The following is a 13253-nucleotide window of genomic DNA, read 5'->3' on the forward strand; positions in this document are numbered from 1 at the left end:
ACGTAATCTATCGATATGCGGCCATTGACGGCTTTTAATCGGGTTTTTTGGGGTACTGATGTATACTTTTACTTTGACATCTAAAGATTATGACGAGCTTCCTGTGGAAAAAATTGAAGAAGTACTGGTTTCGTTACGTCGGGTAATCCGGGCCACCGATCTGCACTCCAAACATTTGGCTAAGACAACAGGCCTGACAGCGCCGCAGATATTGCTGTTACAGACCATCCGTAATAAAGGCGAAATGACTATTGGTGAACTGGCCAGCATCATGAATTTAAGCCAAGCGACGGTCACGACCATTATCGACCGCCTTGAAAAACGCGAGCTGGTCATGCGCGAGCGATCCACCACTGACAAGCGCAAGGTGTTTGCATTGTTAACGGATAATGGACACGAAGTATTGAAATCAGCACCGATCCCGCTGCAGGATCAGTTTGCGCGCCAGTTTGCGGATTTGCAGGAATGGGAACAGACCATGATTATCGCGTCTCTGCAACGCATCGCTTACATGATGGATGCCCAGCATATCGACGCGTCACCGGTATTGGATGTTGGTCTGCTCGACCGCCAGGATACCTCCATCGACAAACACGATGCCTTTACGATGGACAGCTTCGGCCAGGCCAATAAAGAGTAACCTAGTCTAACGTTGTGTGCAGTTGTTACCGCGAGAGCGGTTGTACCGGATGGTACTGGCTTAAGGGTGTTTGGATTTCTCGAAGTTTTTTCTTTCCAAGGGGAGATCCCCTTGATCCGGCCTTCACCAGAGGTGAAGTCGTTAAAATCGAATCGAAGCCCATTGGGGTTTCGCTTTTAATCGATTTTAACCCCCCCCTTCTGTCGCCCGCTTTGGTTTTCTTCCATGCCGGACACTTTCTTCGAACGGTCGCTTGAGCGTGCGTCCCTGCACGCGCGGCGCTTCCAAGGGCATCCATGCCCTTGAATCCGTTGCGATGTGTCTGTCATGTCAGCCAAAGCAGATGCGACGAAACAGTTATTTACGCCAGTCTTTCGTACATAGAATTTAGAGGTTGGTTTTATCTATCGAGAAAGTAACTCTTGCTACGGTTTTCTCCGCCTTTCAAACGACCACACGAAGCAATTTCCGTCTCACAGGTTGGTCAAGCAGGGATGCTTGAATAAGAGAGCCGGATACGTCGGTCCTTGACAGCGAGAACGCCCCATTGCAACCGAGTCCACAGATGAAGCAAATGCCGAAGATATATACTGCACCTGCTCAGGCAAGTACCATTCGGGATCAAAGGGATCTCCCCTTGGAAAGGAAAAACTCAAAGAGATTCTTCTTCGAGAAACAAACCCGAATCATCGAAACGGTTTGGTACTCGACAGAAAACATTATCCAATTAAACCAAATCACTTAAGTCACCTCCCGGCTCTATCCAGTGCCAGTGTCAAAAAACGTTCGTCCTGTTTCATTTTGTAGCAACACTCGAAGCTCGTCATTTTTCAGCTATAGTCAAAATGATTTTCATCAACACCTTGGCCGTCAAACGACGTTCAATGTGTGATGAAGTACTTGTTGCCAGCACAGACGCTAACGGTGGAGCACATTATGTCTCTCACGCCAAAGCTCACGGGTCGAACCAACCAGCTGTTCCCCAAAAAACCCGGAACCACAGACGGCGTATCCATTTTAATTGTGGACGACAGCCCTGTGCGGCTTCAGACCATTGCGTTCGTCCTGCAGGATATGGGCTATAAGCAAATCCAGATGGCCGCCAATGGGCTGGAAGCCATTGAACGGATTGAACAGGGACCTACCGTCCATATTATCTTCACCGACTTGCAGATGCCCGAATGCGATGGCCTGGAACTCATCGAACATCTGGGTCAAAGGCAATATGACGGCAGCATCATCATTCACTCACAGATGGAAAAACGCATCGTCGACCTCACCATAGAATTAGCAAGACGGCAGTCTTTGTATCTGGTGGGTTATCTGGATCAGAACCTGGAGCCGTCCGTCATTCAAACCATGATGGACCGCGCACTCCTCGCTGCGAGAAATTATAACGCCAGCGACCTGGCGTCGCTGTCCAAGGAAATGATTTTACGGGCCATCGAAAATAAAAATATCGTGCCCTATTTCCAACCGAAAATAGATAATAAAACCGAAAGCGTGGTCGGCTTTGAAGTGTTATGCCGTTTGGTGCATCCGATCAGCAAAGAAATCATCACACCGGATCGCTTTATTGATGCCGCGGAACGCGCGGGTTTGATGATGCTGCTGACATTAGCGCTGCTGGAAAAAGCGGCGCTCGAATTCAATTTACTGTGTGAGGAATTTCCCTACCTACCGCTGACCTTGGCGATTAATTTAAGCCCCGGTCAGTTGGACGATGACAAACTGCCCTCAACGTTTAACGACCTCTGCCAGATCTGTCAACTGCCCCCAACGCGCATCACATTGGAAATTACCGAGACCGACCTTATCGAAAAAGACACCCGATTAAAAAATCTGGCTCGGTTGCGCATGATGGGGTTTGGCTGTTCGCTGGACGACTATGGCATGGGCTTCACCAGTTTGGCGCAACTTGAACACTACCCGTTTTCCGAAGTTAAGCTGGATCGTTCTTACATCAACAATATTGCCAGCGACCCCTACGCTCAGCAGTTGTGTGAAAAACTGGTGGACAAGTGCACCGCCAACCACATGCAAATGGTGGCCGAAGGATTGGAGCGTGCGGACGATGTCGAGTATCTGTCGCGTTATCACAACATCCATCTGCAAGGTTATCTGTACTCTCCGCCGAAACCCTACACCGATATTCGACGCTGGCTACACAACTGGGAAGCACACCGCTCGATCAATCCGTAACGTTCAACCATTGGAAGGTGGTGGACGCCCAATCCGAATGCCAGCTCGCCTTATCTTTATTCGCAGCCGGATCAATCGGGTACAGCCGAATGGCATTCAACAAATAGTGATTGTTTTCACTTAAGTCATCAAACCAAACCACGCCGTTGGCATCGGTCTGCGCAAGCCTGCTGTCTACCGCCCCATCAGCACGTTGTACAAATAACCGAACCGGGAGATCCGCGGCGGGTTGATCACTGGCGAACAGTTGCGCTTTCAACTGTGTGTCCTGTTGCGCAATTACCCATTCGAATGCCAAGCCCACACGACTATCCTGCCATGGCTGCTCTGGCGGGGTGAGTAATGCTTTCGCATAGCGACGGTAGCGTTCAATGACCTGGTCTTCGTCTGCCAGGGCGTCAGTGTTCACCTGCAAATGCTCTTTGCTCAGAAACGTCTCAAAGGCAGCCTTGTCTTCGTATTCAATGGTAAAGTCTGACGACTCCGTGACGGCAATGGTGGTACCAGCGCCCATCACCACCGACAGAGCCGGTTTGGCAGCGAAACGCGGCGTCAGCGGTCGGAGCTGACCATCACTGAATTGCGCAACCTGAGTCGCCATATCTGGCAGGTACACGTAAGGCGTGCCGGAGAATTCCATCCCGATGCGCCAATCGACCTGAACTGTTTCTCCCGGTACCGCCGTATAACGTTGTGGTTGCAGCCAGAACTCATGGGCCAGACAGGGCTCTATTGCGATCATCAGTAAAATAAGACAATGTTTGCTCATAACGCCCTCTGTGTAAGGAAGAAATCCATTGAAGTTGCGACAGAATACCCGATTCCAACCCGTTGTTCAGTCCTGCCTTATACTGTTGCTGGTACTCTGTGGCAGCGCGCGTGCTCATGAGATCAACCCTGTGGTTATCGATGCGCTGGTACTCGATGATAACCATATCCAATTCACGCTAACTCTTAACCTGGAAGCGCAGATCACCGATATTGCCGCTACCCACAGTGACAGCAGTGAAGCCCCCAATGCCAGCAGCTATCAACAATTACGCGCGCTGGAAGCGAACGGTTTACTGCAGGCAGCGAAACCTTGGTTAGCGCAACTCACCCGTGACATGCGCTTCACATCAAAACAAGAGATCGCACTGGAATTAACCAGTGTCCGCATCGATGACATCGGCGACATTAACATTGCGCGCGACAGCATCGTGGCCTTAACCACCAAGCAGCCCATCACGGAAGACTGGCAACTGGACTGGCCAGAGTCGTTCGGTCCAGCCGCATTCCGGTTAAGCACGAACGAGGCGCAAGACGTGTTTACCGCTTATTTGTTTGAAGGTAGATCCACCGGGACTATCGCAATGGCAAATCTTCTGACCGTCTCAGCCTGGCAGGTTTTTCTGGATTATATCCCCGTCGGTTTTGCGCATATCGTCCCGTTGGGCGTCGATCATATTCTGTTTGTCATCGGACTTTATTTGTTCAGTACACATTGGCGCCCCCTGCTATGGCAAGTCTCCGCTTTTACCATTGCGCACACCCTGACTCTGGCGTTAAGTATGCTCGGCGTGTTGCGTGTCCCCGCGTCCATCGTGGAGCCTATCATTGCGGCGTCAATCGTTTACATCGCGATCGAAAACATCCTCTTCACCAAAATGCATTGGTGGCGCCCATTAGTTATTTTTGGATTTGGTCTGATCCACGGTCTTGGTTTTGCCAGCGTATTGACCGACTTCGGGCTCAGCCCGGCGTCGTTTATCGGCGGGTTACTCGGCTTTAATGTCGGCGTCGAACTCGGTCAGCTGAGCGTGATTGCGGCCTGCTTTGCACTGGTTGGTTTCTGGTTTCGACACAAAGCCTGGTACCGGTCGGTTATCGTCGTTAACGCCTCAGTGGCGATCAGTCTGGTTGGCAGTTTCTGGTTTGTGCAACGGGTCTTTTTTTAAACCAACTGAATAAAACCAACGTTCTCAAAGGAGACTAATAACCCTGCTAAAAACATGGTCATATTTGCACTCTAATCATAATGATTAATTTGTCAGGCAGAACAAAGCGGTCTACGTTTATGGTTCATTGACCAGAAAAGGAGGGCGTGCATTGGACACACAGCAAACCGGCCTTTTTCCGTTCAAACCCGCTGCCTTGCCGGATAGTCAAACGAGTAAACCGGCCTTATCGGCCTGGAAAATATTAAGCGTTGAAGACGATTTAACCTATCAACGAACCCTCAGCGTAGAACTCAGCGGCATCAGCATACTCGGCCAACCCATTGAATTGTTCACAGCAAACTCAGCGGAGCAAGCGGCAACGCTGTTGCTGGACCACCCAGACATGGCCGTCATACTGCTCGATGTGGTGATGGAAAACGATGACGCCGGCTTGCGTTTAATCGGCAACATTCGCAACGCTATTGGCAACGCTACCGTCAGAATTGTACTGCTCACCGGGCAACCCGGTATGGCTCCGCGCAAAGATGTCATGGAACGATACGACATCAATGAATATTGGAACAAAGCCGACCTGACGCAGGAAAAACTGCGCGCCATGCTCACCGGCAATATCCGCTCTTGGCAAGCATTTCAGTCGCTGGAGAAATCCAAAGTGGGGTTGCAGGTGTTGATTCAGGCAGCGCAGGCGATTGCCCCAAAAACCGACTTGCGAGAGTTTACCACCAGCTTACTGGATGAAATTGCTAAGCTGACCCACGCAAACGCGGGCGGTATCGTTTGTGCTTCCGTTTCGCCGGAAAAACTGAAAGAACAATTAACCATTCTGGCCGCCTCTGGACAGTTTGAACCCTATATCGGCGGTTCATTGCACGAGGTTTTAAACGAAACCCATATCCATGTTCCGTTATTGCAATCTTACATCACAGCGGCCATAGCACAGGCGAATCACGTGTTCAGCCCGTGGGTGTCTGTTTTGTATTTTGACATTTCAGAAATAAACGGTTCGACCTACATTATGATCGTTAATTCGAATGCTCACCTATCTGATTATCATCTGCAATTGCTACGCGCATTCTGTGAAAACATAAACGACGGATTCAAGAAAATCGGTCTAATTAAACAACTGTCCGATCTCGCCTATCGGGACGCTGAGTTGCACATTCCAAACCGAAACTGGCTCATTCGCTATCTCAACAGTCTGTCTAAAGCCAATAAAACACAATCGGCCATGACATTTATTCGCCTTCGTGACTTCAATGATATCGAAATGAGTATCGGCCACATCAACAGTATGTCGTTGCTGATGCAGTATTGTCAGGTATTGAAACAAACGCTTCCCAATAGTCGGTCGATCGCTCGCTTAACCTACGATACGTTGGTCATGATATTCGACAAAACGCCGTCGTTTTATGACATCGAATACCAACAGGCGACCGAACTCAATACGCATCTAGGGGATACCACCTGGACCCTACATTCCAACATCGTTCTCCTGCCATTGGGGGATTATAGTGATGACCCGGCCGATATTATTTTGTCGTTAGGCAAAGCCGCATTGAATTTAGCGCAGGAAAATGCAAAACCTTTTTATCAGGTCAATGCTGAACTTAAGTCTACGATACTGAACCGACAGTCTATGATTTATGATTTGAGTGCGGCGTTAAGCCGTGACGAATTTTTTGTTGTCCTTCAGCCGAAAGTCAGGCTAAGCAACAAAGCCGTTGTCGGGTTTGAAGCCCTGCTTCGTTGGCAAAAACCGAATGGCACCTTGGTTCCCCCCGATACTTTTATTCCGCTAGCCGAATCGGCGGGGTTGATTCGCAAGATCGACGCAATCGCCCTCGACTTGACGCTGCAAGCCGTGCAAACACTCCTTGCCAATGGTTACCGATTACGGGTGTCCTTTAATGCGACGGGAGCGGATTTATTGAACAGTACTTATATCGATAAATTACTCAATCTCAGCCAACTGAATCAAGTCCCCTCAGAGTTTTTGGACATAGAGATCACCGAAACTATGGCCATGGAACACTACGAGCGCATCAACCCAATCCTGAGACTGCTGATTAACTTAGGTTACCACGTCAGCATTGACGACTTTGGTACAGGCTATTCTTCGCTATCACACATTACCCGCCTCGCGGCGACTCATCTGAAAATTGACCGTTCCTTTGTCGATGCCATGACCAAACACAAAGAAGGTGAACAGATTACCGATGTCATTATGCAATTGGGAAAACGATTTAACTTTGCCGTTATTGCGGAAGGTATTGAAACCGAGCAGCAACACCAGATGCTACTCGCAAAAGATTGCGAGTTTGGCCAAGGTTATTACTTTGCCAAACCCATGATATTAGCAGACGTGTTAGTGTGGTTAGAAACACAAGCCGTTGAGAGTTCGGGCGAGACACCAACGCTCCGAACCTCGAGCTAAGCAACTATGCCGATCGCCAAGTTAAAGCGCCAACTGTCCTACCTTGCGCTACTGTTGATCAGCTTGTCAGCGTTTTCATCTGCGCTCGTTTTCATCTTCATTTATACAAACCAATACAACGAACTTGCCACGTCGCAACAGTTAACCTTGAATGAGGCCGTTGCTGAATTTCGTCAGGAAGTCGGCGATGCAAAAACCCTGTTACGTGTGTTACGGTTCAGTTCGGCGGTTTCAGAAAGCCTGTCAGAGGCAACGCCACTCGACACCAGACAGCTCAGTAACACATTTCAACTGTTTGGTGAACAAGTACCCAACATCACTCAATTACGCTGGTTGGATAGCGAGGGTATGGAGCGTGTTCGAGTCGATTTCGCCAACGGTATTGCCAAGGTACGTGCGGAGAACGAGTTGCAGAACAAGAGTCACCGTTATTACTTTCAACAGGCCTTGTATGGTGACCTTGGGGATATTTATGTATCTCGCATTGACCTGAACGTCGACAACGGTGAAATCGAAATACCCTATCAACCAACGGTGCGTATTGCCATTCATACCGGTGTGGAAGATACCACGCGCGACGGTGTTCTGGTGATGAATATCAGCCTACGCGACCTGTTGCAAAAACTGGCCAACATACAAACTGAGGGCTTTACCCTGCAGATTACCGACAGCGACGGTTACTGGATATTGCATCCACAAAGCGAACTGCAATGGGGCAACGATCTGGACAATGCGGAGGCATCGCTCGCCAACAGGTATCCCGCGCTTTGGCAATGGCTCAGCTCTAACGCTTCGTCAGCAGAACAAAAAATTGAGGGCGCATTAGTCAGTCACCGCACGGAAGTCATGGGCCCGGGTGGCAACTCAAACGCCGACGTCGTGTTCTTGGCTTATGCAACACCCACTCAGCTAGCCAATGCGCGCTGGCAAGCGTTTTGGCACGCGCTGTTTGTTTTTGTCGTGTTAACGTCATTGATTTTATTGTTCGTTATACGCAGCTTTCATTTGCGCGCCATCGTGTTAAGACTCTCGAACGAACTGCACGCGGACAAAGCCCGTCTGCAGCAAACCGTCACCGAATTGAACGACGCGCTTATGTATCAACAGCAGTTGCAGGATGAACTGGTGGAAAGTCAGAAGTTAGCCGCGCTGGGATTAACGGTGTCCGGCGTCGCCCATGAACTGAACACGCCTATCGGCGGCATCCTGCTCAGCGCGTCCGGATTACAGGCTTCCGTTGATGACCTGCAAACACAAGTTCAGACTGGACTGACTGTTGAGGCACTGACGCAATACATCGCCAATACCAAATTGCGGGTTAAACAAATCGATGCCAATGCACAGAGAGCCCGCTCGGTGGTGCAGAGTTTTAAACGATTGGCCTACGAACGCACCAATTTGCAGTTGTCGGATTTCAGCCTGGCTACTCTGGTAGACGACCTGATTCAGGCGCTGAAACTTCGCCTGCAGGATACCGCCATTAGCATTGAAAACCGGGTACCCACAGATCTTGAGCTGTACAATGAATATGGTTTGATGTCGCAACTGCTGGAGAATCTGATCACTAACAGCATTGAGCACGGCTTTGAGACCGACCAGGTCGGCCGAATTTTAATAGAAGCACAGCCGTTGGACGACAATCGAGTAGAAATCAGCGTTAGTGACAACGGCAACGGTATTCACCTGGGCAAGGGTGTCGACATTTTTGACCCCTTTGTTACCGGAGCCCGGGGCAAAGGGCATATCGGGCTCGGTATGCATCTGGTTCATCAATGGGTTACGCAATCGATGCAGGGCACTATCCGTGTTGAAACACCCGACACCGGCGGGTGTCGCATGGTTATCCGTATGCCGGTACGAATGAATGCACACACAAGCGAAGAACCGGCTTAGCCGGTTCAATTCGTTCAGGTAACCGAATTATTCGTACGCCAACGCGTCCCGAGTCGATAACGCCGTTGCACCTTGCGCCGGAATCCGACTCGCTAACCAGCCAAACCCAACAGTAAACAGCAGCGTAATCCACAAACCTGAGACACTGAATTGGAACGACAGTGCGTTGGCTTCCGACAGCATCAGCAAACCGAAGAACTCAGCCGCGTGGGCACTCAGGGGCAGTGATAACATCAATCCCAACGCGATACTGAACAATGAAACCAACAGGCCCTCCCAGGTTAACAACCGAAAAATATCTGTTGGGGTTGCGCCCATGGCACGCATAACGCCAATTTCCCGGGTTCGCTCCATCACGCTGACACTGGTGCTGGATGCCAAGCCGATCGCGCTGACCACCAACACCAACAAAGACAGGAAGATCAGCGAACTGAGAATCACGTTCAGGTGGTCAAAAATGACCTTCACCCGTTCCGCTTCCGACACCACGTACAGCACCGGCCATTCGCTGCTAAGCAAGCGTCGTTCAATCTGCTGTTTCAGTTCCAACACGGCGTCATAACGGTTATCCACCGCCTGGAAGGACAGGGTGTTGATATCACCACTGTGATTGATCACCTGATTAAAGTAAGCCTGGTCCACGTATATTTTTGGCAGGTCCAATTGCTTCACTACACCGGTTAACGTCAACAAGAGAGTGTCTCCGTTAATCGTCACGGGGAGGCGATCACCCACCTTCGGTGAACCAAATTGCTTCAAGGCCTGCTCATTGAAGACAACTTCTTCCGGTTGTCCGCTCAGCCATTTTCCTGAAACCAATGGCAGGTTGAGCATGACATCATCGTAAGGCAAAGCAATGACACCAACGCCAGATTCTGTCGACAACGCGTCGGACTGCAGCAAGCCCAAACCACCCGCCCAGCTTTGCACGGTCTTCACGTTTTCCAGGTTCGTAAATAACGCTCGTGCCTCTGTCTCAGCCAACGGCTGTGCGAACACCACCTGCACGTCGTAGCCAATGGCCGTGGCAACGTCATCCAATAGCGTCTGCAATGACTGGCGCACGTTAAAGCCCGTGTTAAAAATGGCCACACCCAGTGCCATCGACAGCAATGTCACTCCTAACCGCTGACGATTACGGCGCAGGTTTCGTTGTGCCAACTGCAACAACACTGGTCCGCGAGCACGCGCCGGTCGTTCCTGGATGCGTAACGTCAACGGCACGCTCACGCCATAATCATAAAGCGCGCTGACTACACTGATACGAGTGCCACGCAAGACGGTACCCAACGAAAAAAGTATCGGCATACCAATACCACTGGCGACCAACACCCCGTAGGTGAACCAGGGCAGATGCGCAGTGAGCACATCGAAATTCAGAATACCGCTGACAAACTGCGCATAGGCTTTACCGCACAACACCGCCAACGGAATAGCCAACGTACTGGCGATTGCGCCGAGCGCCAACAAACTCATCAGATACAGTGTGATAATCTGCCGGCGCTGTGCACCAATGGCTTTCATCACGCCGATTTGCCGTACCTGTTGTGCCAGACTGGCTTTCATCAGCTGATTCACCAGCACCGCACTTAAGATAAACATCAAACAGCCCACCGCAAACACCACAAACAAAATGGTATTGAGCTGCCACTGGTGAGGGTGTTCTTCGAAGCCGGGTAACCGGGCGGTCTGGGTGCGGATACCCCACGCAGACAATTGTTCTGTCAGGGCTTTCTGATACGGTTCGACATCGTTGGCCGAGGCGACATCGGCAAAACGGATGATCAATCGTTGCGGTGTCTGTTGACCCGTCCAATCCGCATAGGTCTGCGGACTTACATAGGCGTAAATAAAAGACTCCTGAGTCGACGGCGGCTGCGCGGCGTCGAAGGTCACCCCGCTGACCAGAGTGGTCATAACCTCATGACCAATACGAATGCGCGGCTGACGACCAATATCAATATCTGCGATTAGCAGACCGTTGCGTTCGACCAGCATGGTGCCGCGAGGCGGTATCGCGTCACCGCGCTGATAGTTCAGGTGGGCCAGTTGACTGGCGGCAAAATCGGGCACCGAATACAACCACAAAGGAATCCATTGGTCCGGTCCGATTTCAATACGTACCTTGGTCAGATTGCGGAACTCGGCACCCGCGACGCCCGGAAGCTGGCGTACTCGCTCAATGTCGAGCCGACCAAAGTCGGCACTGGTCAAAACCAGGTGCGCCGGTTCAGTGCGCAGAAAATTCTCATTCAAATCGTTGTGCATAACCACGTAAGACACAAATACAGTTCCCATGCCCCACAACCCCAACACCAGCGCAAACAGAACCGTCGCCGTACGCCCAGGGTGCGCCAGAAGATCACGCCAACCTTTTCGCCATTGCATCATCATTTACGCCACCTTTTGCGTACGTGACGCACCAACGATTTGTCCATCTCGCAGTTCGATGACACGGTCATACTGGTCATCGCGATCACGGTCATGGGTAACCACCAAAACGGTTTTACCTTGCTTCGTCAGTGACGCCAGCAAGGCGTTGATCTGGTCTGCGGTGTGTTGGTCCAGATTGCCCGTAGGTTCATCGGCAATCAGGATTTGCGGATCGTTGGCCAGCGCGCGCGCGATGGCCGCTCGCTGTTGCTCACCGCCACTCAGTGCACTGGGCAGCTTGTGCAAATGGTTCAACAAGCCGACCTCTGTCAATAACGACACCGCACGCGGATATCGCTGCTCGTGGGGTACAACGTTCACAAACGACATCGCCAACAACAGGTTTTCCAGAATACTGAGTGTCGGAATGAGTTGGAAAAACTGAAACACGATGCCCACGTGTTGACCGCGCCAGCGCGCCCGTTCGTTTTCCGACAACCGGTGCAACGCCTGCCCTTGAAACAGTACGTCACCGTTGCTGGGCGTATCCAGCCCGGCAATCATATTCAACAACGTCGATTTGCCACTCCCGGAACGACCCACAATGGCGATGAATTCGCCCCGTGTGACCGTCAGATTGATGTCTACCAGTGCTTTGTAAAGACGGTCAGCACTGCCGAAGGTTTTGTGCAGTCCGTTAATGGCCAACAAAGCGGGGGCGTTGTTATTCGAATGAAATTGCGTCATGGTTGAGCTCCTTATGAAAGTGGCTGTCACCATAATCGGTCCGCTTTTTCGGCGTTTAGCATTACTTGCGTTGCGTTTGATCTTTCTTGCGACGGTTTGTTTCAGGCGGGATCTAACTGGATGAACAAATGGTGCCGGTTGGCGCAAAATGGCGTTTGCTGCAGTGATAACTGCGGCCAATGCAATGCTGTTTCGTGTTTGATTCGGTAACCGCTCTGCGGCAGCCAGATTTTCCAGAACAGCGTCATATCCTGCATCATTTCGTTTATCGGCAGACGCACGGGAATTCGCGCATAGGTGGCGGCGGGTATGGTAATGGCCTGCATTTCGTCGGCGATATCGGGCGTTTCGGACACGGTCATGGCGACCAGATAGTGGCATTTATCCAGCGCGGTAAACAATGGGTAGTCCATCACCAGGCCGAAAAACTCGGTGCTCTGCTTGACAAGGTCGCGAGCGCTTGCCCACTGCAACAGTTGTTCGAACCGGTCCTCGATCGCCTGCAGAGACGCTAAGGTCGTGGGCAGAGTAATAACCTGATAGGCAGGCAGTTTCACCACCTCGATAGGCATATCGCGCGCGTTAACGGCGGCGATGTTGTCGGGATTGAATACGGTGAAATCGATGTCATTGCGTTGGCTGCACGTTTGTAATAACTGGATTTTCTCCGCTTCCGGCAGGTCACGAAACGCACTGGGGCTGACGCCATACGCTTTTTTAAACGCCCGCGAAAAATGCTCCAGTGAGTTGTAGCCACAATCCAGAGCGACAGCCAGCATACTCTGCTGCGGCCCGGTTAAAATGGTATGAGCCGCCGCCTCCAAGCGAACCCGGGTCAGATATTGGGTTGGGCTTTCGCCGGTCGATTCTTTGAAAATTCGCTGAAAATGAAAGGGTGACACGAAGACGTGTTTGGCCATGTCGGCCAATGATAAGGGCTCTGAAAACTGTTTTTTAATCAGATGGCGGATTTTCTCTACACCGCTGCGTTTCATGAAATTTGGCCTGTGAATACACAGGCCTC

At 50.9% G+C, this 13253-nt stretch carries 9 protein-coding genes; 5 read left to right on the forward strand and 4 right to left on the reverse strand.

All coding sequences use genetic code 11. The features are described 5' to 3' along the window. Positions 1–58: 58 nt before the first annotated feature. Together IYN85_RS23755 and IYN85_RS23760 are read left to right on the forward strand one after the other, a co-directional pair. Entirely contained in the window at positions 59–640 is a 582-nt protein-coding gene (locus IYN85_RS23755) for a MarR family winged helix-turn-helix transcriptional regulator (RefSeq protein ID WP_196161462.1), read from the forward strand. A gap of 936 nt (positions 641–1576) precedes the next feature. After that, a complete protein-coding gene (locus IYN85_RS23760) occupies positions 1577–2842 on the forward strand; it encodes an EAL domain-containing protein (protein ID WP_196161463.1) in 1266 nt (421 codons plus the stop codon). On the opposite strand, the gene IYN85_RS23765 is transcribed toward IYN85_RS23760, so the two are convergent. Then, positions 2832–3611: a DUF4198 domain-containing protein gene (locus tag IYN85_RS23765; protein WP_196161464.1), complete on the reverse strand. Its 780-nt coding sequence runs from the start codon at positions 3609–3611 to the stop codon at positions 2832–2834. The genes IYN85_RS23760 and IYN85_RS23765 overlap by 11 nt on opposite strands. 28 nt (positions 3612–3639) lie before the next feature. Here IYN85_RS23765 and IYN85_RS23770 point away from each other — a divergent pair, with 28 nt between their 5' ends. The 3 genes from IYN85_RS23770 to IYN85_RS23780 all read left to right on the forward strand — a co-directional run bounded on the left by IYN85_RS23770 (position 3640) and on the right by IYN85_RS23780 (position 9109). Further along, on the forward strand, positions 3640–4779 hold the full coding sequence (locus IYN85_RS23770; RefSeq protein ID WP_196161465.1) for a HupE/UreJ family protein: 1140 nt from the start codon (positions 3640–3642) through the stop codon (positions 4777–4779). A gap of 151 nt (positions 4780–4930) precedes the next feature. Beyond that, entirely contained in the window at positions 4931–7216 is a 2286-nt protein-coding gene (locus tag IYN85_RS23775; protein WP_196161466.1) for an EAL domain-containing protein, read from the forward strand. Positions 7217–7222: 6 nt separating this feature from the next. After that, positions 7223–9109: an ATP-binding protein gene (locus IYN85_RS23780; RefSeq protein WP_196161467.1), complete on the forward strand. Its 1887-nt coding sequence runs from the start codon at positions 7223–7225 to the stop codon at positions 9107–9109. Between the two features lie 27 nt (positions 9110–9136). Here the strand turns inward: IYN85_RS23780 and IYN85_RS23785 are convergent, their stop codons facing one another. The 3 genes from IYN85_RS23785 to IYN85_RS23795 form a co-directional block, all read right to left on the reverse strand. After that, positions 9137–11503 carry an ABC transporter permease gene (locus tag IYN85_RS23785; RefSeq protein ID WP_196161468.1) on the reverse strand — a complete coding sequence of 789 codons (2367 nt, stop codon included), beginning with the start codon at positions 11501–11503 and terminating at the stop codon, positions 9137–9139. Further along, on the reverse strand, positions 11504–12229 hold the full coding sequence (locus tag IYN85_RS23790) for an ABC transporter ATP-binding protein (protein WP_196161469.1): 726 nt from the start codon (positions 12227–12229) through the stop codon (positions 11504–11506). 101 nt (positions 12230–12330) lie between these two features. After that, positions 12331–13224 carry an AraC family transcriptional regulator gene (locus IYN85_RS23795; protein WP_196161470.1) on the reverse strand — a complete coding sequence of 298 codons (894 nt, stop codon included), beginning with the start codon at positions 13222–13224 and terminating at the stop codon, positions 12331–12333. Positions 13225–13253 lie beyond the last annotated feature (29 nt).

Origin of the sequence: Reinekea sp. G2M2-21 (assembly GCF_015687175.1) — a bacterium.
In the GTDB taxonomy this organism is placed as follows: Bacteria; Pseudomonadota; Gammaproteobacteria; order Pseudomonadales; family Natronospirillaceae; genus Reinekea.

Coding starts and splice junctions, on each gene's coding strand:
- IYN85_RS23755 (WP_196161462.1), top strand. CDS start 59: ATGTATACTTTTACTTTGACATCTAAAGATTATGACGAGCTTCCTGTG.
- IYN85_RS23790 (WP_196161469.1), bottom strand. CDS start 12,229: ATGACGCAATTTCATTCGAATAACAACGCCCCCGCTTTGTTGGCCATT.
- IYN85_RS23760 (WP_196161463.1), top strand. CDS start 1,577: ATGTCTCTCACGCCAAAGCTCACGGGTCGAACCAACCAGCTGTTCCCC.
- IYN85_RS23765 (WP_196161464.1), bottom strand. CDS start 3,611: ATGAGCAAACATTGTCTTATTTTACTGATGATCGCAATAGAGCCCTGT.
- IYN85_RS23795 (WP_196161470.1), bottom strand. CDS start 13,224: ATGAAACGCAGCGGTGTAGAGAAAATCCGCCATCTGATTAAAAAACAG.
- IYN85_RS23780 (WP_196161467.1), top strand. CDS start 7,223: ATGCCGATCGCCAAGTTAAAGCGCCAACTGTCCTACCTTGCGCTACTG.
- IYN85_RS23785 (WP_196161468.1), bottom strand. CDS start 11,503: ATGATGATGCAATGGCGAAAAGGTTGGCGTGATCTTCTGGCGCACCCT.